Annotated in this window: 18 protein-coding genes and 3 pseudogenes; 10 read left to right on the top strand and 11 right to left on the bottom strand. The window is 71.1% G+C overall.

Features of this window, described 5'->3' with window-relative positions; translation table 11 throughout:
- Nucleotides 1-324: 324 nt before the first annotated feature.
- The 4 genes from LRS04_RS02845 to LRS04_RS02830 form a co-directional block, all read right to left on the bottom strand.
- Nucleotides 325-945, bottom strand: a complete 621-nt coding sequence (locus LRS04_RS02845) for a hypothetical protein (protein ID WP_257815063.1) — start codon at nucleotides 943-945, stop codon at nucleotides 325-327.
- Between the two features lie 236 nt (nucleotides 946-1,181).
- Nucleotides 1,182-2,261 (bottom strand): site-specific DNA-methyltransferase, encoded by a 1,080-nt coding sequence (locus tag LRS04_RS02840; protein ID WP_257815062.1) that lies wholly within the window; start codon nucleotides 2,259-2,261, stop codon nucleotides 1,182-1,184.
- Between the two features lie 117 nt (nucleotides 2,262-2,378).
- Nucleotides 2,379-3,056 carry a ribonuclease HII gene (locus tag LRS04_RS02835; protein WP_257815061.1) on the bottom strand — a complete coding sequence of 226 codons (678 nt, stop codon included), beginning with the start codon at nucleotides 3,054-3,056 and terminating at the stop codon, nucleotides 2,379-2,381.
- A gap of 115 nt (nucleotides 3,057-3,171) precedes the next feature.
- Nucleotides 3,172-3,762 carry a DNA-3-methyladenine glycosylase I gene (locus tag LRS04_RS02830; protein WP_257815060.1) on the bottom strand — a complete coding sequence of 197 codons (591 nt, stop codon included), beginning with the start codon at nucleotides 3,760-3,762 and terminating at the stop codon, nucleotides 3,172-3,174.
- A gap of 209 nt (nucleotides 3,763-3,971) precedes the next feature.
- Here LRS04_RS02830 and LRS04_RS02825 point away from each other — a divergent pair, with 209 nt between their 5' ends.
- Nucleotides 3,972-5,126, top strand: coding sequence for an MFS transporter (locus tag LRS04_RS02825; RefSeq protein ID WP_257815059.1), 1,155 nt, complete (start codon nucleotides 3,972-3,974; stop codon nucleotides 5,124-5,126).
- Here LRS04_RS02825 and mutY read toward each other — a convergent pair.
- Nucleotides 5,123-6,185, bottom strand: a pseudogene (mutY, locus tag LRS04_RS02820) (A/G-specific adenine glycosylase). The gene LRS04_RS02825 and the pseudogene mutY overlap by 4 nt on opposite strands.
- A gap of 45 nt (nucleotides 6,186-6,230) precedes the next feature.
- Here mutY and LRS04_RS02815 point away from each other — a divergent pair.
- From LRS04_RS02815 to LRS04_RS02775, 9 genes and pseudogenes are all read left to right on the top strand, one after another.
- Nucleotides 6,231-6,770, top strand: a complete 540-nt coding sequence (locus LRS04_RS02815; RefSeq protein ID WP_257815058.1) for a DUF721 domain-containing protein — start codon at nucleotides 6,231-6,233, stop codon at nucleotides 6,768-6,770.
- Between the two features lie 103 nt (nucleotides 6,771-6,873).
- Nucleotides 6,874-7,488, top strand: coding sequence for a DsbA family protein (locus LRS04_RS02810; RefSeq protein WP_374572807.1), 615 nt, complete (start codon nucleotides 6,874-6,876; stop codon nucleotides 7,486-7,488).
- A 93-nt stretch (nucleotides 7,489-7,581) separates the two neighbouring features.
- Entirely contained in the window at nucleotides 7,582-8,103 is a 522-nt protein-coding gene (locus tag LRS04_RS02805; protein ID WP_257815056.1) for a DsbA family protein, read from the top strand.
- A gap of 6 nt (nucleotides 8,104-8,109) precedes the next feature.
- Entirely contained in the window at nucleotides 8,110-11,553 is a 3,444-nt protein-coding gene (gene smc, locus LRS04_RS02800) for a chromosome segregation protein SMC (protein WP_257815055.1), read from the top strand.
- A 168-nt stretch (nucleotides 11,554-11,721) separates the two neighbouring features.
- Complete coding sequence (locus LRS04_RS02795) at nucleotides 11,722-12,081, top strand: AtpZ/AtpI family protein (protein ID WP_257815054.1); 360 nt, start codon at nucleotides 11,722-11,724, stop codon at nucleotides 12,079-12,081.
- Between the two features lie 15 nt (nucleotides 12,082-12,096).
- Nucleotides 12,097-12,881 (top strand): annotated as a pseudogene (locus LRS04_RS02790) (F0F1 ATP synthase subunit A).
- A gap of 50 nt (nucleotides 12,882-12,931) precedes the next feature.
- Entirely contained in the window at nucleotides 12,932-13,159 is a 228-nt protein-coding gene (locus tag LRS04_RS02785) for a F0F1 ATP synthase subunit C (protein WP_257815053.1), read from the top strand.
- A gap of 53 nt (nucleotides 13,160-13,212) precedes the next feature.
- A complete protein-coding gene (locus LRS04_RS02780) occupies nucleotides 13,213-13,800 on the top strand; it encodes a hypothetical protein (RefSeq protein WP_308238272.1) in 588 nt (195 codons plus the stop codon).
- Between the two features lie 109 nt (nucleotides 13,801-13,909).
- Complete coding sequence (locus tag LRS04_RS02775) at nucleotides 13,910-14,368, top strand: hypothetical protein (protein WP_308238062.1); 459 nt, start codon at nucleotides 13,910-13,912, stop codon at nucleotides 14,366-14,368.
- Here the strand turns inward: LRS04_RS02775 and LRS04_RS02770 are convergent.
- The 6 genes and pseudogenes from LRS04_RS02770 to gcvT all read right to left on the bottom strand — a co-directional run bounded on the left by LRS04_RS02770 (nucleotide 14,365) and on the right by gcvT (nucleotide 19,660).
- A complete protein-coding gene (locus tag LRS04_RS02770) occupies nucleotides 14,365-14,616 on the bottom strand; it encodes a hypothetical protein (RefSeq protein ID WP_257815052.1) in 252 nt (83 codons plus the stop codon). The genes LRS04_RS02775 and LRS04_RS02770 overlap by 4 nt on opposite strands.
- Nucleotides 14,613-14,777, bottom strand: coding sequence for a hypothetical protein (locus LRS04_RS02765; RefSeq protein WP_257815051.1), 165 nt, complete (start codon nucleotides 14,775-14,777; stop codon nucleotides 14,613-14,615). The genes LRS04_RS02770 and LRS04_RS02765 overlap by 4 nt, the downstream gene beginning before the upstream one ends.
- 226 nt (nucleotides 14,778-15,003) lie before the next feature.
- Nucleotides 15,004-16,575: pseudogene (gene gcvPB / locus LRS04_RS02760) on the bottom strand (aminomethyl-transferring glycine dehydrogenase subunit GcvPB).
- Nucleotides 16,572-17,918 (bottom strand): aminomethyl-transferring glycine dehydrogenase subunit GcvPA, encoded by a 1,347-nt coding sequence (gene gcvPA / locus LRS04_RS02755; RefSeq protein ID WP_257815050.1) that lies wholly within the window; start codon nucleotides 17,916-17,918, stop codon nucleotides 16,572-16,574. The pseudogene gcvPB and the gene gcvPA overlap by 4 nt, the downstream one beginning before the upstream one ends.
- A gap of 120 nt (nucleotides 17,919-18,038) precedes the next feature.
- Nucleotides 18,039-18,404 (bottom strand): glycine cleavage system protein GcvH, encoded by a 366-nt coding sequence (gene gcvH, locus LRS04_RS02750; protein WP_257815049.1) that lies wholly within the window; start codon nucleotides 18,402-18,404, stop codon nucleotides 18,039-18,041.
- A 134-nt stretch (nucleotides 18,405-18,538) separates the two neighbouring features.
- Nucleotides 18,539-19,660: a glycine cleavage system aminomethyltransferase GcvT gene (gene gcvT, locus LRS04_RS02745; RefSeq protein ID WP_257815048.1), complete on the bottom strand. Its 1,122-nt coding sequence runs from the start codon at nucleotides 19,658-19,660 to the stop codon at nucleotides 18,539-18,541.
- Between the last annotated feature and the right edge of the window lie 7 nt (nucleotides 19,661-19,667).

The following is a 19,667-nucleotide window of genomic DNA, read 5'->3' as shown; positions in this document are numbered from 1 at the left end:
GATCCGCCCCTCCTCCGCTCATCCCGGCGAAAGCCGGGATCCAGGCTGGGTCGGTTGGGAACCACGGGTTTCTCGGGTGCTGGCCGGCGGGCGCGGGTGCGATCCTGTTTTGGAACCACAGAAACACACAGAACCACACAGAAGGGGCGAGCCGGCCGAGGTCGGTGAGGGTTGAATCGCGCGCCTGGAAGGCGCGCAACGACGATCGAGGCGCCAAGCCATCCGGGTGGCCCGCCTTCTGTGTGGTTCTGTGTGGTTCTGTGGTCGCGCGCAGCGCGCTTGCTGAGTCAGCCTGGATCCCGGCTTTCGCCGGGATGAGCGGAGTTAGGAGGTGTCCGTGGTTTCGAGTGCGGGCTCGGGCTGGGGCGCCGGCTCTCTTCCGCGGATGTCGTAGATGAGGGTGGGGTCGGCGCCGATGGCGTCGCAGGCTTCGATGACGAGGAGGTCGAAGTCGCGGGTGAGGAAGTCGGGTTTGGCTTCCTCGGCGTCGAGGAAGGCCTCGAGCCTGTCCCACATAGGGTCTTCGGGCGGCGGGCGGTCGGGCTTGTCGATCCCGTCGTCGGGGAGGTTCCAGTCGGCGCCTTCGTGCTCGGACCAGAAGCAGTCGCCGACCTGTTCCCAGACGTCCTTCCGGCGCTGGTCGACGGCGATCTCATGGCTCTCGGCTTCGGCCTTCGCCCGGGCTTCGGCGAGGTCGACCTTGGCCTTGGCCTTCTCGGCCACCTCGTCCTTGTAGCGGACAAGCTTGAGTTCCAGGGCCAGCGTCTGGCGCAGGCCGCGGCTCACCCGGTGGAAGGCGGTGGCGAGGCGGACGGCGTCCTCGGGGTTCTCGGCGTCCAGCGCCCGCTGCTGCAGGTCGCGGCAGAGCTCGAGGCTCATCCCCGCGAGCGCGCGGAGCGTCACGGTGTGACGGTCTTCTCCGAACTGGGCTGCATCGTCGGTCATGAGAACAAACAGGGAACATACGGAGCCGGCGGAGTCAAGGTTTTTCGCACCGCAGGCCCTCTCCCTACCCTCTCCCTCTCCGCTGCGCGGGGGAGAGGAGGTGATGGCTCTGAGTCTCAGCTCCACTCCTCTCCCCCGGGCGAAGCCCGAGAGGGAGAGGGTAGGGAGAGGGCCTGGGGCGGGCGCGACGTCCCGACCCGTTCGCCTCGCGGCGACCCTCCCCATGACGGGCGGGATCAGGCCGGGAGCTGGCTGCGGACCTTGGCGCGGAGGACGTCGATGGGGGCGAGGCCCGCGTCGGACTTGAAGTGCCAGTAGGTCCAGCCGTTACAGGCGGGCGCCGACTGGACCATGGCGCCGACCTTGTGGATCGAGCCGGCCATGTCGCCGATGATCAGGCTGCCGTCGGCGCGAACGCGCGCGGCGTTGCGGCCCTTGGAGCAGTAGAGCACGTCGCCGGGCCGGAGCAGGCCGGCCTCGACGATCTGGCCGAACGGGATGCGCGGCTCGGACTTCTTGGAGCCGGTGACCATCACCTCTTCCGGCGTGGCCGGGATCACCTTGGCGATCCGGTCCTTGGCGAGCCTGGCGTACTCTTCCTCGCGCTCGATGCCGATGAACCGGCGGCCGAGCCGCTTGGCCGCGGCCCCGGTGGTGCCGGTGCCGAAGAACGGGTCGAGGATGACGTCGCCGGGCCTGGTGGACGCCATGATCACCCGGTGCAGCAGGGCCTCCGGCTTCTGGGTCGGGTGGGCCTTGGCGCCGGTCGCGTCCTTCAGCCGTTCCTCACCGGTGCACAGCGGCAGGGTCCAGTCCGAGCGCATCTGCAGCTCGTCGTTGGCCATCTTCATGGCGTCGTAGTTGAAGGTGTAGCGCCGGCCGCCACGGGCCTTGGCCGCCCAGATCAGCGTCTCGTGGGCGTTGGTGAACCGCGTGCCCTTGAAGTTCGGCATCGGGTTGGCCTTGCGCCAGACGATGTCGTTGAGGATCCAGAAGCCCAGGTCCTGCAGCGTCGCGCCGACCCGGAAGATGTTGTGGTAGCTGCCGATCACCCACAGGGCGCCGTCGTCCTTCAGGATGCGGCGGCATTCCTTCAGCCAGGCCTTGGTGAAGGTGTCGTAGGCCTCGAAGCTCTCGAACTGGTCCCAGTGGTCGTCGACCGCGTCGACCTTGGAATTGTCCGGACGCAGCAGGTCGCCGCCGAGCTGGAGGTTGTAGGGCGGGTCCGCGAAGACCAGGTCGACCGAGCCGTCGGGGAGCTTCTTCAGCTCCTCCAGACAGTCGCCCAGGATGATGGTCTCGGCCGCAAAGCCCATGGGACAGCCTCATGGAAACAGGAGTCTGAATCCTCCGGCCTCATGGTGAAGGCTCGGTTGAGGTTTATGGTCAATGGGAAGTTAAGGCGAGGTTTCGGCCGGCCGGTCCCGGCGCCGCTACTCCACCGCGTCGAACGGCAGCTCGTCCTGCAGGGCGTCGCCGAAGGCCATGAGCGGGTCCTTGCCCATCAGGGCGAGCTTCACCGGTCCCCAGGCCATGCGATGGATCGGCGAGGGGCCCAGTTCGAGCAGGGCCTGGGCGTGGACCGGGGCGCGATAGCCCTTGTGGCCGGCGAAGCCGTAGCCCGGATAGACCTGGTCCATCTCGGCCATCAGCCGGTCGCGGGCGACCTTGGCGAGGATCGAGGCCGCGGCGATCGACTTCGACTTGGCGTCGCCGCCCACCACCGTCTTCACCTCGCAGGGCAGCTTGAAGCGGTAGTTGCCGTCGACAAGGGCGTGGGTCGGCTGCACCGCCATGGCCTCGATCGCCCGGCACATGGCGAGCCCGGTGGCGTGCAGGATGTTCAGGCTGGCGATCTCCTCGACGCTCGCGAAGCCGACGCCCCAGGCCACCGCCCGCGCCTTGATCTCGATCTCCAGGCTCTCGCGGGTCTTCGCGTTCAGCTTCTTGGAGTCGTCCAGGCCCTTGGGATGCCTGCGCGGATTGGGGTCGAGGATCACCGCCCCGGCGCTGACCGGCCCGGCCCAGGGCCCGCGCCCGGCCTCGTCGACGCCGCAGACGATGGCGTCCACGAACGCCCGCTCCAGCAACATGGTCGGTCCGCGCGCCATCAGCGGGCTCCCTCGTGGCGTTGCGGCGGCGTCTCGGCGAGCCCCGCGTCCATCGCCCCATAAAGGTGTTCGCAGCCGGCGAGGAGGGCGCAGGCCAGCAGCAGGGCGGCGAACCTCATCGCGCCTTCTCCTTCACGTCCTCATGGCGGAAACAGCCGGTCAGGTGGTCGTTCACGAGGCCGGTGGCCTGCATCCAGGCATAGACGATCACCGGGCCGACGAACTTGAAGCCCCTGGCCTTCAGCGCCTTGGACATCTCGACCGCCAGCGGCGTCTGGGCCGGCACCTGGCCGATGCCGTCCCAGGCGTTCTGGATCGGCTGGCCGCCGACGAAGCCCCAGCAGAAGTCGGAGAAGTCCTCGCCGCGGTCGCGCATGGCGAGATAGATTCGGGCGCCCCCGATGGCGGCGTCGATCTTGGCGTTGGAGCGGACGATGCCGGCGTCGGCCATCAGCCGGGCGCGGTCGGCGTCGCCGTAGGCCGCCACCTTCTCGGGATCGAAGCCGTCGAAGGCCGCCCGGAAGGCGTCGCGCTTCCGAAGGATGGTGATCCAGGCCAGCCCGGCCTGGAAGCCGTCGAGCACCAGCTTCTCCCAGAGCGCGCGGGAATCGTACTCCGGCACGCCCCACTCGGTGTCGTGGTAGCGCTCGTAGAGCGGGTCGCCGGCCATGCCGCGCCAGCCGCACCTTTGGAGGGGAGCCGTCATTCGGGGCCACCTTCAGCCGAGCGCGCGCGGAACCTCAAGGGGCGATGCGGCCGCAGCGGCGGAAATCGGCCGGCTTATCCCCAGCCCGTTCCGGTCGAGCTTCGACAAACCGCCTCGCCAAACCCGGCCACTGGACCGACGCCGCATTCGCCCCCACCCTGGGCGGGAGGATCGCCGGGGAAGGGCGCTGACGTGGACGGACGAGGATCGTGAACCCGCGCATCTTCGTGCTGACCATGGTGACCTTCGCTTTCGGGTCGAGCGCCTTCATCTTCGCAGGCCTGCTGGAGGTGATGGCCGCCGACCTCGGCGTGACCACCGCCGTGGCCGGCCAGCTGCAGACCGCCTTCGTGCTGACCTCGGCGGTGCTCGGGCCGTTCGTGGCCTGGGCGCTGGGCCGCCTGGACCGCAAGCTGACCATCGTCCTGGGCCTGAGCCTCGGCCTGGCGCTGCACCTGGCCTGCGCGTTCACGCCCGACTTCGGCACGCTGTTCATCCTGCGCGCGCTGGCCGGGCTGGCGGGCGCGATCTCCGGACCCTCGGCCAGTGTCGCCGCCGTCCAGCTCGCCCCGCCCGAGCGGCGCGGCTCGGCGCTGGCGATGGTCTCGGGCGGCATGACGCTGGCCTTCGTGCTCGGCATCCCGATGGGCAGCGTGGTCGGCTCGGTGTTCGGCTGGCGGGCGACCTTCGTGTTCGCGGCCCTGCTGTCCGGCCTGGCTCTGGCCGGCGTGCTGATCTTCATGCCGCGGGTCCCGGCGCCGCCGAAACGCGAGGGCGGGCGTGTCGCGGTGGCGGCGATCTGGCCGCTCTATGCGACGACCTTCCTGACCTTCGCCGCCAACATGACGCTCAATCTGTACATCGCCCCGATCGTCCGGGTGGGGGCGGGGGTGACCGGGGCCGGGGTCGGGATCTTCCAGGCGATGATCGGCGTGGGCTCCATCGCCGGCCTGTGGCTGGGCGGGCGGGCCGCCGACCGCGACGCCGGCAAGGCCTGGGTGATCCAGGGCTTCCTGATCCAGGCCTGCGCCATGAGCACCCATTTCGCGGCGACCCACCATGCCGCGCCGCCGGGCCTGCCCAGCCAGATCCTCGTGGCGTTCGCGATCTTCCTGGCGGCCACCGCGCTGTTCTCGATCACCCCGGTGATCCAGAACCGGCTGATCCGGATGACCGAGGGGGCGCCGGTCGCCCTGGCGCTCAACGGCTCGGTGATCTCGGTCGGCCAGGCGCTGGGCTCGGCGCTCGGCGGGGCGGCGCTGGCGGCGTTCGGCGTGCCGGCCATCCCGGCGGCGGCGCTCGCCATGTCGCTGACGGGCCTCGTGATCCTGGTCCTCGTCTTCCCGCGGGCGCCGAGAGCCTAGAGCAGGTTGGTCAGCCCGGCGCGGGCGGCCTTCAGGAAGACGGAGGGCAGGGCGTCGAGGTCGCGGCGCGGGCTCCAGATCACCTCGCCCCCGGCGACGTCGGGGGCCTCGCCCTCGGCGCGGAGCAGCCGGAGCGTCAGGGTGAAGTGGGTGAAGCCGTGCTCCACCTCGCCGACCCCGCGCCAGGACGCCTCCGCCGGGGCCGCGGCGATGGCCTCGGCGTCGCTCCAGCGGTCGGCCCGCCAGTCGGAGGTCGGCAGCGCCAGCATCCCGCCCAGCAGACCCTTCGGCGGCCGGCGGACCAGGGCCACCTCGCCGCCGCGGGTGAGGACGTAGGCGACGCCATGGCGGTGCGGCCGCTCGGCCTTGGCGGTCTTCCGCGGGAAGGTCTCCGGGGCGCCGGTGGCGAGGGCGGCGCAGTGGGCCGCGATCGGGCAGCGGTCGCAGAGCGGCGCCTTCGGCCGGCAGACGGTGGCGCCGAGGTCCATCAGCGCCTGGGCCCAGTCGCCGGGCCGGTCGTCGCGGACCAGGGGCGCCGGCCAGCCGCTTCAGCTCCGGCTTGGCGTCGGGCAGCGGCGCCTCGACGGCGAAGAGGCGGCTCATCACCCGCTCGACGTTGCCGTCGACCACATTGGTCGGCCGGTCGAAGGCGATCGCGCCCACCGCCGCGGCGGTGTACGGCCCGAGGCCCGGCAGGGACCTGAGGCCCTCCTCGGTGTCCGGGAAGACGCCGGCGTGGTCGTTCGCCACCGCCCGGGCGCAGGCCAGGAGGTTTCGGGCGCGGGCGTAGTAGCCGAGCCCCGCCCAGGCCGCCATGACCTCGCCGTCCGCCGCGTTCGCGAGCTCTGTGACGGTCGGCCAGCGCTGGGTGAACTTGAGGAAGTAGGGCGTGGCGTGCGGCACCGTGGTCTGCTGCAGCATCACCTCGGAAAGCCAGACGCGGTATGGGTCCGCCCGCACGCCCGCCGCGTGCGCCGCGGGCCTCACCCGCCAGGGCAGGTCGCGGGCGCCTGCGTCGTACCAGGAGAGCAGGGCGTGGCGGATCGTCTCGGCGGTCACCCTTCCCCCTTAGCGTCGCCCGCGCGCAGCGGCTATGGTGACGCGATGTCCCGCCGGCCGCTCCCGACCAGCCAAGAGGCGCTGCAGATCCTGTCTGCGAAGCGCACGCGGCCGCAGCGCCGGCCGCCGCCGCCGGCCGGCAAGGGGCTTGGCAAGCTGGTCCGCGACCTGGACGAGAAGTTCGGCAAGGGTCCCGGCGCGCTGCAGGCCCGCTGGCGCGAGATCGTCGGCGCGGAGATCGCGCGCAGAACCGAGCCGGTGAAGCTGGTGAAGGGCCGCAACGGCGGGGCCTCCTCGCTGGAGATCCGCGTGGCCGGGCCGTCGGCGGCGATCATCCAGCACCAGGCGCACGATATCCTGGCGCGGGTGAACGTGTTCCTGGGGCCGGACGCGGTGCAGAAGCTGCGGATCGTGCAGGGCCCGCTGCGGCACGTCCCGGAGCCGCCCGCCCCCAAGCGCCGGTCCCAGCCGCTGGACGCCGCCCAGGAGGCGGAGCTCGCGAAGAGCCTCGCGTCGGCGTCGGACGGAAAGCTCAAGCAGGCGCTCCTGGCGCTGGGCCGGGGCGTGCTTCGGCGGGAACGCTAGTTGACTAAAAATCGCCGCCGTCCCATCGGCTGATGGGCAGTTCGCCGCCGTGCGGGGAATCGCGCTTTAATCCTTCCTTCACGCTTCAAGAGGGCGTTTGAACATGCTTAGCCGTCGTCTCCTCCTCGCCGCTGCGGCCGTCGCCGGTCTTGCGCTGGCGGGCTGCAACACGGGCGGGGCGTCCGGCCCGGCCGAGGGCGACATGTCCATGGGCGATCCGAACGCGCCCGTGAAGATGCTGGAGTACGCCTCGGCGAGCTGCAGCCACTGCGCGACCTTCAACAACGAGGTCTTCCCGGCGTTCAAGGCGAAGTACATCGACACCGGCAAGGTGCACTACACCCTGAAGGAGTTCCTGACCCCGCCGGAGCAGGTGGCCACCGCCGGCTTCCTGGTCGCCCGCTGCGCCGGCAAGGACAAGTACTTCAGCGTCATCGACGCGGTGTTCCACAATCAGGCCGAGATGTTCCAGACCGGCGACGTCCGCGGCGTGCTGCTGCGCATCGCCCAGTCGGCGGGCCTGACCGAGGAGCAGTTCAACGCCTGCCTGACCAACGAGGCCGAGATCAAGGCGCTGGACGAGCGCGTCACCCGCGCGGTCCGCGAGGACAAGATCACCGGCACGCCGACCTTCGTGATCAACGGCAAGCAGGTGGCGTCCGGCGAGGTCACCCTGGCCCAGCTCGACGCCGCCGTGGCCGAGGCGATGAAGAAGTGATCCTGACCCGCCGCCGCGCCGCGATCGCGCTCGCCGCCTCCGCCGCGGCGCTGGCGGCTGTCCCGGCGTGGGCGGCCGGCGGCCCCGGGCGACATGACCATCGGCGACCCCAAGGCGCCGGTGCACATCGTCGAGTACCTCTCGCTGACCTGCCCGCACTGCGCGCACTTCAACGAGGAGAGCTTCCCGGCGCTGAAGGCCAAGTACATCGACACCGGGCAGGTCCGTTACACGATCCGCGAGCTGCTCACCCAGCCGGCGCAGGTGGCCGCGGCGGGCTTCATCATGGCCCGCTGCAACGCCGCCCCGCCGCAGCGCTACTTCAAGGTCGTGGACGAGGTGCTGCGCAGCCAGAAGCGCTGGCAGGGCGGCAGCATCAAGCCGATCTTCGTGGAGATCGCCAAGGCGAACGGCATGACCGAGGCGCAGTTCGAGGCCTGCCTGACGGACGAGAAGGCCCAGGCCGACCTGCAGGCGCGCATCGAATACGCGGTGAACACCGACAAGGTGAGCGGCACGCCGACCTTCTTCGTCAACGGGGTGAAGGTGGAGGACGTCCACAGCCTCGCCGAGCTCGAGCCGGCGATCGCCAGGGCCAAGGGCGGGAGGCGCTAGACGACGGTGCACTTCCAGCGGCTGCGCCTTTCCGGGTTCAAGTCCTTCGTCGATCCGACCGAGTTCCGGATCGAGCCCGGAGTCACGGGCATCGTCGGGCCGAACGGCTGCGGCAAGTCGAACCTGCTGGAAGCGCTGCGCTGGGTGATGGGCGCCAACTCGGCCAAGTCGCTGCGGGCCGGCGGCATGGACGACGTGATCTTCGCCGGCGCCGACAAGCGGCCCTCGCGCAACCACGCCGAAGTCTCCCTGACCATCGACAACGCCGACCGCACGGCGCCGGTGGCGTTCAACGACCACCCGGTGATCGAGGTGGTCCGCCGGATCGATCGCGGCGAGGGCTCGACCTACAGGATCAACGGCCGCGAGGTGCGCGCCCGCGACGTCCAGCTCCTGTTCGCCGACGCCTCGACGGGCTCCAATTCGCCGGCCCTTGTCCGCCAGGGACAGATCTCCGAACTGATCGCCGCCAAGCCGCAGAACCGGCGGATGATCCTGGAAGAGGCGGCAGGCGTCTCCGGCCTGCACACCCGCCGCCACGAGGCCGAGCTGCGCCTGCGCGCCGCCGAGACCAACCTCAACCGGCTGGAGGACGTGGCCGGCGAGTTGGAGAGCAACCTCAACCGGCTGAAGCGGGAGGCCAGGCAGGCGGAGCGCTACAAGCGGCTGTCGGCCGAGATCCGCGCGTTGCAGGGCGCGGTGCTGGTCGCCCGCTGGAACGAGGCCCGCGAGGCGGCCGAACGTCTGCGGAGCGAGGCCGCCGAAGCGGTCCGCGCCGTGGAGGAGACCGCGCGCGCGGCGGCGGCGGCCACCACCCGCGCCGCCACGGCCGAGGAGGCGATCCGGCCGCTGCGCGAGGCCGAGACGATCGCCGCGGCCATCCTGCACAAGCTGGCCATCGACAAGGACCGGCTCGACCGCGAGGACGAGGCCCACGCCGCCGAGCTGAAGCGGCTGACCGACGACCTGGCCCGCATCGACGCCGACAAGGCCCGCGAGGCGCACATCGTCGAGGACGCCGACGCGGCCCTGAAGCGCCTGGCCGAGGACCTCTCCGCCGTCGAGGCCGCGATCGCCGCCGCACCGGAGCGGACGCCGGAGCTGGAGGCCGCCGTGGCCGCCGCCGAGGCCGCCCGCGCCGCCGCCGACGCCGAGGTCGAGCGGCTGGCCGCCGAGGCCGCGGTCGAGGAATCGCAGCGCCGCGCCGCGACCCAGCGGGTGGAGGAAGCCCAGGCCCGCTATTCGCGGACAAGGCGCGCGCTCGACCAGGCCAAGTCCGAGCGCGCGGCGCTGGACGCGCAGGCGAGCCCGCAGGCCGCCGAGGCCCGCGCCGAGCTGGAGCGGGTGGAGGCGGCGCTGGCCGCCGCCCGCGCCGCCCTGGAGGCCGCCGAAGAGGAGCGCGCCCAGGCGATCGAGGCCGAGACCGCCGCCCGCGATGGCGGCCGGAAGCTGGAGGAACAGCTCGGACGGCTGACAGCCGAGGCCCGCGCGCTGGCCGGTCTCGTCGCCCAGGCCCGCCGGGGCGGCTTCGCGCCGGCGCTGGATTCGGTCGCGCCCGACCGCGGCTACGAGAAGGCGCTGGCCGCCGCCCTCGGCGACGACCTCGACGCGGCTCTGGATCCCAAGGCGCCGTCCTTCTGGGGCGGCCGCGACGCCGCCGCGCCGCAGTGGCCGGATGGCGCGACCCCGCTGGCGCCGCTGGTGAAGGCGCCGCCGGCCCTGGCGGCCCGGCTGAAGTACGTGGCCCTCGTCGAGCGCGCCGACGGCGACCGGCTGCAGGCGGCGCTGCCGCCGGGCGCCCGCCTGGTGTCCCGCGAAGGCGACCTCTGGCGCTGGGACGGATTCACGGCCCGGTCGGAGGCGCCGAAGCCGGCGGCCGTGCGCCTGGAGCAGAAGACCCGGCTGGCCGAGGTCGAGGCCGAGATCGAGAAGCTCGAGCCGAAGGCCAAGGCCGGGCGCGAGGCCATGACGGCGGCGCAGGCCCGCCTGCGGACGGCGGAGGAGGCGCTGCGCAATGCCCGCCGCGAGCCGCCGCCGCTGGAGCAGCGGCTCGGCCAGGTGCGGTCGAACGTCGAACGCTTCGAGCGCGAGATCGCGCGGCGGGAGGCCCACGCCGCCTCGCTCGACGACGTGATCGCCCGCTTCGAGACGGAATATGCGGAAGTCGCCGCGGCGCTGGCCGCCGCCACCGAGGCGGCGTCCGGCGCGGCGGAAGCGAGCGACCTCGCCGGGCGCCTGGCCGCCGCCCGCGCCGCCGCCGGCCCGGCCCGCGAGGCCGCCGCCGCGGCCCGCTCGGCGCTGGAGCTGGAGGCCCGCGAGCGCCACGGCCGCCAACGGCGCCTGGAGCAGCTGGCCCGGGAACGGGACGACTGGGCCCGCCGGACCGGCGTGGCCGCCAAGCGCCTGGAGCAGCTCGACGACGCCCGGGCGAAGGCCCATGCCGAACTGGAGCGGGTGAAGGCCCAGCCCGACACCCTGGCCGACCGCCGCGCCACCCTGCTGGACGAACTCGCCGCCGCCGAGGCCCGTCGGGCCAAGTCGTCGGACGCGCTGGCCGCCGCCGAGCACGAGCGGGCGGAAGCCGAGCGCGGCCTGCGCGCCGCCGAGGCCCAGGCCTCCGAGGCCCGCGAGGTGCGCGCCAGCCTGGCGGCCCACGCCGAGGCCGCCATCCAGCGCCTGACCGAGGTCACCACCCAGATTCGCGAGACGGCGCAGATCGAGCCCGGCGAACTGGCCCGCAAGCTGGCGGACGAGGCGGTGGCCATCCCCGGCGACGCCGGCGGGATGGAGGCGCACCTCTTCAACCTGGAGCGTCAGCGCGAGCAGATCGGCCCGGTGAACCTGCGCGCCGAGGAGGAGGCCGCGGAGCTGTCCGCCCGCCTGCAGGTCATGCTGACGGAGAAGGCCGACCTCACCGGCGCCATCGCGCGGCTCCGGCAGGGGATCGACGAGCTGAACCACGAGGGCCGGGAGCGGCTGGTGGCGGCCTTCGAGGTGATCAACGCCCACTTCAAGACGCTGTTCGAGGCGCTGTTCCAGGGCGGTCAGGCCGAGCTGCGGCTGGTCGAATCGGAAGATCCGCTGGAAGCCGGACTGGAGATCTATGCCTGCCCGCCGGGCAAGCGGATGGCCACCATGAGCCTGATGAGCGGCGGCGAGCAGGCGCTGACCGCGTCCGCCCTGATCTTCGCGGTGTTCCTGGCCCAGCCGGCGCCGATCTGCGTGCTGGACGAGGTCGACGCCCCGCTCGACGACGCCAACGTCGACCGCTACTGCAACATGATCGACGAGATGCGCCGCCGCACCCAGACGCGGTTCATCGCCATCACCCACAATCCGGTGACCATGTCGCGCATGGATCGGCTGTTCGGCGTCACCATGGCCGAGCGCGGCGTGTCGCAACTGGTGAGCGTCGACCTGCTGCAGGCCGAAGCCATGGCGGCCCAGTAGCCGGCCTGTCCCTGCGGCAATGTCGCGACGGGACTAAAATAGAAGCAAAATCAGTGAGATACGAAGCCGTCCGCCAGCCTTGACGCACCGCAGCGCGGTCTATAGGTTCCGCGCGACTTTCAAGCCCCCTCCGCCGTGGAGACACGGCGGTCCGTTGGCCTTTCGCTCATGTCGCACCCGGACGAATCGCGCGAAGAGGCGATCAAGCGCCTGAGCGCCCGGGCCGATGCGCTGAAGGCGCGGCAGGCGCAGGCCGTCAGCCATGAGGCGGCGGCCGCCAAGGTGTCGGGCTATGGGTATCGCCTGATCGGCGTGCTGATCGGCGGGGTGTTCGTGGGGCTGGCGTTCGGTGCGATCGCCGACGCGCTGCTGAACATCCGCCCCTGGGGAATGATCGTCGGAGTCCTTCTGGGCTTCGGCGTGTCGATCTGGATGGCGGTCCGCTCTGCGCAGCAGATGACGGCCGAGGTCGCGAAGGAATACGGTCCTCCCAAGGACCTGCCCTTCGACGACGAAGACGAAGATTGAGGAGTTCGAGGCGGCATGGCCGACCCGATGCACCAGTTCGAGGTCACGAAGATCGTTGACCTCCCGGATTTCACGATCCCCGGCCTCGGGACGATCGACATGGCGTTCACGAACTCGACGCTGGCGATGACGCTGGCGGCGGGGCTCATCGTGGCGTTCTTCGCCCTGGTCACCGCCAAGCCGGCGGTCGTGCCCGGCCGCCTGCAGCTGATCGGCGAAGGCGTCTTCGGCTACATCGACAATCTGACCGAAAGCATCATCGGGCATGAGGGGCGGAAGTTCTTCCCCTATGTCTTCACGATCTTCCTGTTCGTGCTGGTGATGAACCTGCTGGGCATGTTCCTGGTGTTCACCGCCACGTCCCAGCTCGCGGTCACCGCCACGCTCGGCATCATGACCATCCTGCTGGTGCTGATCGTCGGTTTCCTCCGCAATGGGGCCGGCATGTACAAGCTGTTCGTCCCCTCGGGCGTGCCCTGGTACATGCTGATCCTGGTCACGCCGATCGAGTTCATCTCCTTCGCGCTGCGCCCGGTGACCCTGGCGCTTCGTCTCTTCGGCAACATGCTGGGCGGCCACGTGGCGCTGAAGGTGTTCGCCGGCTTCGTCGTCTCGCTGGGCCCCTGGCGGCCGGCGGCGGCCTGGGCCTCCTGGCGATCCCGGCGGCGGGCCTGTCGCTGGCCGGCGTGGTCGCCCTGACGGCGCTGGAGTTCCTCGTGGCCTTCCTGCAGGCCTTCGTCTTCGCGGTTCTGACGTGCGTCTATCTCAACGACGTGGTCAACCTCGGCCATCATCACTGACGGCCGATCCCAACCCTCAACTTTCAACTTTGATCTAGGACTAGGACACCATGGAAGCGGAAGCGGCTAAGTTCATCGGCGCTGGCCTCGCGACCCTCGGCATGATCGGCGCGGGCATCGGCGTGGGCACCATCTTCGGCGGGTTCCTGCAAGGCGCGACCCGTAACCCGTCGGCGGCCGGCGGCCAGTTCACGAACCTGATCCTGGGCGCGGCTCTGACCGAAGCCCTGGGCATCCTGGCCTTCGTGCTCGGCCTGCTCATCCTGTTCGCCGCCTAAGACAGACCCGCAGAACGGCGGCTCCCTCCGGAGCCGCCCGCCCGCGGCCTAGGATTACTTGCCTCCGATGGCTACGACCCCCCACCCACCCGGGTGATCACGCGGCGCCGGCCGGAACGACCGAAGTCGCCCAGCACGGCGGCGAAGGCGGCGGCCTGCCGCAATTCCGGTTCGAGTACTGGGGCGGCCAGATCATCTGGCTGCTCATCCTGTTCGCGATCCTCTACGTCCTGCTGGCGAAGGTCTTCGTGCCACGCCTGCGCAAGGTCGTGGACACGCGGGCGGAGACCATCGCCGGGGCGCTGGCGGAAGCCCGCCGCGTGCAGGCGGAGGCCGACGCCCAGGCCGCGGCCGCCCAGGCCGAGATCGCTCAGGGCCGCGCCGAGGCGCGACGCGTGGCGTCCGAGGCTCAGGCCAAGGCGGCGGCGGAGTTCGCCGCCCGCCAAGCGGCCGAGGACCAGCGCCTCGCCGTCCAGATGGATGAGGCCGAGGCCCGGATCCGCGCCATGCGCGACCAGGCAATGGGCAATGTCGACGGCATCGCCACCGACACGGCCCAGGCGATCATCCAGAAGCTGACGGGCGCCGCCCCGTCGGCGGCGGAGATCAAGGCCATGGCCGTCCGCCAAGGAGCTGTGTGATGCCCGCCTTCCTCGACTACGGCCAGGCCGAGTTCTGGGTTTTCGCCGGCCTGCTGATCTTCCTGGCGATCGTCATCTTCTGGGCCAAGGCCCCAAGGCCGTCGCCGGCATGCTCGATGCGAAGGCCCAGACGATCCAGACGGACCTCGACGAGGCCGCGCGGATCCGCGAGGAGGCCGAGCGCCTGCTGGCGGAACTGCGCGCCGAGCGGGCGAAGGCCGAGGCCGACGCCAAGGCGATGCTCGAGCAGGCCCAGGTCCAGGCCAAGGCCTTCGAGGCCGACGCCAAGGCCAAGCTGGAGGAAAGCCTCCAGCGCCGTCAGGCGATGACCGAGCGCAAGATCGCCGAGGCGGAGCGCCGGGCCATGGACGACGTCCGCGCCGCCGCCACCGACCTGGCGGCGCAGATGGCCGAGCAGGTCCTGGCCAGCCGCGTCGCCGGCGCCCAAGACCGACCCGCTCATCGACCGCGCGATCGGCCAACTGGCGACGAAGCTCCAGTAGCTTCGACGGGCGACCTGAAAAAGACGAAGCCCCGGATCGCTCCGGGGCTTTTTCTTTGGGGCTAGGCTTCGTTGCCGCCGAACTTGCGCTTCACGAAGTGGCGGCCGCGGACGCCGAGGCGATAGCGCTTCGGCAGCGCGAACCGCTCGACCCGCAGATAGGCCTGCCAGAAGACCGGGGCGATCTCCGGCTCCTTGCGCATCAGCCGCCGAAGCGGGTGCACGACCGTCGGCCAACGCCGGTGGGCGCGAACAAAGGCCTTCTTGGCGGCATAGGAATTCCGGAGCACCACCACGAGACCCAGGGCGATCACCGGGATGCCCCCGGGCCCGGCAGGGGCGCGATGATCACGCCCGCAACCACGATCACGCCGCCCAGCACGACCAGGCCGCCCCGGACGAGGCGGCTGACGATCTCGGGCGCGAGATCGGCCGTGGCGCGACTCGCGCGCGGAGAGGGCATGGCCAGAGACATGTTGGTACCCGAGAGCGCGCGGGGGCTGGGGGAGGTTCCACCCGCATCGCTCTGCCGATATGCGAACGCCCGGCCCGATCGTAAAGGCGCGGGCGCGTTAAATTTTACTAACGTGGACCCTTTCGCCGCGGCATGGCGGAAAAGCCACAGAATGCGTTATGCGACTGACACACGCAGCATCGCGCAGGTTGCGGCGCGCGACCGTGACGCGTGTCACTCCCCAACCCTACTCGGCCGCCTGGGCGGTCTCCGACTCGGGCCGCCAGGTCAGCTTGGGTTTCCGGGCCGCCTGGGTTTCGTCCAGCCGGCGCAGCGGGGCGAGGTAGGGGGGCGCCCTTGAACCGCTCGGCGTCGCCGGCCTTCGCCGCCTGGGCCAGCAGCAGCAGGGCTTCGCAGAACCGGTCGAGCTCGGCCTTGGATTCCGTCTCGGTCGGCTCGATGAGCATCGCCCCGTGGACGACCAGCGGGAAGTACATGGTCATCGGGTGGAACCCCTCGTCGATCATCGCCTTGGCGAAGTCGAGGGTGGTGACGCCGGTCCCCTCCAACCAGGCGTCGTCGAACAGGGCCTCGTGCATGCACGGACCGTCCGGGAAGGCCGGGGTCATCTCCTGGCTGAGGCGGGCCTTGATGTAGTTGGCGTTCAGCACCGCGTCCTCGGCGACCTGGCGCAGGCCGTCGGCGCCGTGGCTGCGCATGTAGGCGTAGGCGCGGACGAACATGCCCATCTGGCCGTGGAAGGCGGACATGCGGCCGAAGGCCTGGGCGGCCTGGTCCTTGGCCTCCTCGACGAGCTCCAGGCCGGAGGGGCCGGAGACGACCCAGGGGGCCGGGGCGAAGGGGGCGAGGGCTTCGGAGAGCACCACGGGGCCGGCGCCCGGACCCCCCGCCGCCGTGGGGCGTGGAGAAGGTCTTGTGCAGGTTGATGTGCATGGCGTCGACGCCGAGGTCGCCGGGGCGGACGCGGCCGACGATGGCGTTGAAGTTCGCGCCGTCACAATAGAAGTAGGCGCCGGCGGCATGGGTGAGCCGCGCGATCTCGATGACGTCGCGTTCGAAGAGGCCGCAGGTATTGGGGTTGGTCACCATGATGGCCGCGACGTCGGGGCCGAGCTTGGCCTCGAGGTCCGCCAGGTCGACGCGACCGTCGGGGGTCTGGGCGATTTCGGTGACGCTGTAGCCGACGAAGGCGGCGGTGGCCGGGTTGGTGCCGTGGGCCGAGGTGGGCACCAGGACGCGGCGGCGGTGGCCCTGGCCGGCGGCCTCGTGGGCGGCCTTGATGCAGAGCAGGCCGCAGAGCTCGCCATGCGCGCCGGCCTTGGGCGAGAGCGCGACGGCGGGCATGCCGGTGAGCGTCTTCAGCCAGTGGGCCAGGCGGTCCATGAGGGCGAGCGCGCCCTGGGTCGTCGACTGCGGCTGGAGCGGGTGCAGGTCGGCGAAGCCGGCCAGGCGGGCCATGCGCTCGTTGAGCCTGGGGTTGTGCTTCATGGTGCACGAGCCCAGCGGATAGAGCGCCAGGTCGATGGCGTGGTTCTTCTGGCTGAGGCGCACGTAATGGCGGACGGCCTCGGGCTCGGAGAGGCCGGCGAGGCCGATACGATCGCGGACCAGGTCGCCGAGGTCCGACGCATCGTGGTCGGGAAGAGGCAGGTCGACGCCGGTCTTCTCCCAGCCGCCCAGCTCGAACAGCAGGGGCTCGTCCTGCAGCAGGCCGCGGCCGCCGGAGAGCGATTGGTGCGAGGCGGAGGCGGCGGCGCCTTCCGGGACGGGTCGGGCGACCCACGCTGGACATGCTCATCGGGCGATCTTCGCGTTCAGGGCGCCCACGAGGGCGGAAATGTCGTCGGAGGTGGTGGTCTCGGTGGCGGCCAGCAGCAGGACGTCGTCCAGGCCGGCGTGCGGGTCGATCCGCGAGAACGGGACGCCGGCGACCACGCCCTCGGCCAGGCAGGCCTCGACCAGGGCGGCGGCGTCGCCGGGGACGCGCACGGCGATCTCGTTGAAGAACCGCGGCGTCAGAATCTCGACGCCCTTCACGCCGGAGAGCGCCTGCTTCAGCTCCCGGGCCCGGCTGTGGTTCAGGGCCGCGAGCTGCTTCAGGCCCACCTCGCCCAGCAGGGAGAGGTGGATGGTGAAGGCGAGCGCGCAGAGGCCGGAGTTGGTGCAGATGTTCGACGTCGCCTTCTCACGGCGGATGTGCTGCTCGCGGGTCGAGAGCGTCAGCACGTAGCCGCGGCGGCCCTCGGCATCGACGGTCTCGCCGCAGAGCCGGCCCGGCATCTGGCGGACCAGCTTCTCGCGGGCGGCGAAGAGGCCGACGTAGGGGCCGCCGAAGTTCAGGCCGTTGCCGATCGACTGGCCCTCGGCGACGGCGATGTCCGCGCCCATGGCGCCCGGCGACTTCAGGAGGCCGTAGGAGACCGCCTCGGTGGTCACGACGATGAGCAGGGCGCCCTTGGCGTGGGCGGCCTCGGCGATCCTGGAGACGTCGGTGACCACGCCGAAGACGTTCGGCGTCTGGACGACCACACAGGCGGTGTCCCCGTCGATGGCGTCGATGACCGCGGCTTCCGCGTCGACGGCCGCGGCGAGGCGATCGATCTGCATGCCCTCGGCGTGGGCGATGGTCTGGGTGGTGGCGGCGTAGTGCGGGTGGAGGCCGCCGGAGAGGATGGCCTTCTCCCGGCGGGTGACGCGCTTGGCCATCATCACGGCCTCGGCGGTGGCCGTGGAGCCGTCGTACATGGAGGCGTTGGCCACATCGAGGCCGGTGAGCGCGGCGACCTGGGTCTGGAACTCGAAGAGCACCTGCAGCGTGCCCTGGGCGATCTCGGGCTGGTAGGGCGTGTAGCTGGTCAGGAACTCCGAGCGCTGGATGATGTGGTCCACGGTCGCCGGGACGTGGTGCCGGTAGGCGCCCGCGCCGCAGAAGAACGGGCCGGCGCCGGCCGGACGGTTCATCGCCGAAAGGGCGGAGAGCTCGCGCTCCACCTCCAGCTCGCCGGCGTGCAGGGCCAGGTCGAACAGGTCCTTCTTCCGGGCCGCCTCCGGCACGTCGGCGAAGAGGGCGTCGATGTCGGGCGCGCCGATGACGCCGAGCATCTCGGCGCGGTCGGACGGGGTCAGGGGGAGGTAGCGCATGGGAACTGTTCCTTGGCCCCTTGCTCCCTCTCTCCGCTCGTCCCGGCGAAAGCCGGGATCCATGCGGGCGAGTCGGCTTGGGCCCCGGCTTTCGCCGGGGTGAGCGGAGTTTGGGTTGGTCTAGAGCGTCGCCAGGTAGGCTTCGTAGGCGGCGCGGTCCATGAGGGCGTCGAGCTCGGCGGGGTTGGAGATCCTCACCTTGGCGAACCAGCCGCCGGCTTCCGGCGTGGCGTTGACGGTCTCGGGCGCGCCGGAGAGCTCGCCGTTGGCTTCCACGACCTCGCCGGACACCGGGGCGTAGACATCCGAAGCGGCCTTGACGCTCTCGACCACCGCGAAGCCGTCGCCGGCCTTCACGGTCCTGCCCACGTCGGGCGTCTCGACGAACACCACGTCGCCAAGCTGTTCGGCGGCATAGGCGGTGATGCCCACGGTGGCGACGTCGCCGTCGAGCTCGACCCACTCGTGGTCCTTGGTGAACTTCATGGGCTTTCTCTCCTAAGCCGAGGGCGCGTCAGCGCCGCTGTTTTGGGAACCACGAAAAACACGAACAGGCACGAAAAGGGCTTTCGTGTTTTTCGTGCCTTTCGTGGTCGATCTGATTGCGCTGCGCGCGGGCATCAGGACTTCCGGACGTAGCGGTGGGGGACGAAGGGGCTCGTCACGACCTCGGCGGCCTGGGGCTTGCCGCGGACGATGACCTTCAGCTTCGTGCCCGGGGCCTTGAAGGCGGGGGGCACGAAGGCCAGCGCGATGCCGGCCTTGAGGACCGGGGAGAAGCCGCCGGAGGTGACGACGCCGATGACGGTCCCGGCCTCGTCGGCGACCTCGGCGCCCTCGCGGGCCGGCGCGCCTTCCAGCACCCGCAGGCAGACCTTCGTCCGGGCCGGCCCCTCGGCCAGCTCGCGCACGATGCGGGCGGCGCCCGGGAAGTCGCGCTGCTCGCGGCGGTTCTTGTTGATGGCGAAGGTCAGGCCCGCCTCGACCGGCGAGACGGTCTCGTCGAGGTCGTGGCCGTAGAGCGGTAGGCCGGCCTCGAGGCGGAGGCTGTCGCGGGCGCCCAGGCCGATCGGCTTCACCCGGTCGTCCGAGAGCAGCAGGTTCCAGACGCGGACGGCGTCGGCGGCCGGCACGGAGATCTCGTAGCCGTCCTCGCCGGTGTAGCCCGAGCGGGAGATGATCAGGTCGGTGTCGAAGCCGCGCATGGACCGGATGTCCATGAACACCATGTCGGCGGCGGCGGGGACGTGCTGCTGCACGACCGCGGCGGCCTCCGGGCCCTGGATGGCGATGAGCGCGCGGTCCTCCAGGCGCTCGATGCGCACCTGGCCGGCCAGCTCCTCGTCGATGACCTTGAAGTCGTTCTCCTTGCAGGCGCCGTTGACCACCACGAACAGGCTGTCGGCGTCGGGACGGCCGGCCATCAGGTCGTCGACGATGCCGCCCTGGCGGTTCAGCAGGACGGAGTACTTCTGCTTGCCGGGCTTCAGCCCGATGTAGTCGCCGGGCACCACCTCCTCGAAGGCGGCGAGCGGGGCGACGCCGCGCAGCCGGGCCTGGCCCATGTGGGAGACGTCGAACAGGCCGGCGTGCTCGCGGGTCCAGAGATGCTCCTTGAGCACGCCCTCGGCGTACTGCACGGGCATGGAATAGCCGGCGAAGGGGACCATGCGGGCGCCCAGCGCGATGTGCGTCTCGGTGAGCGGGGTGGTCTTCAGGTCGGTCTGGTCTTCGGTGGACACTTGCGGA

The sequence above is a fragment of the Phenylobacterium sp. J367 genome (assembly GCF_024699985.1).
Lineage (GTDB): Bacteria > Pseudomonadota > Alphaproteobacteria > Caulobacterales > Caulobacteraceae > Phenylobacterium.
Note: the sequence above shows the minus strand (reverse complement) of the source record. Positions and strands in the feature narration are given on the sequence as shown.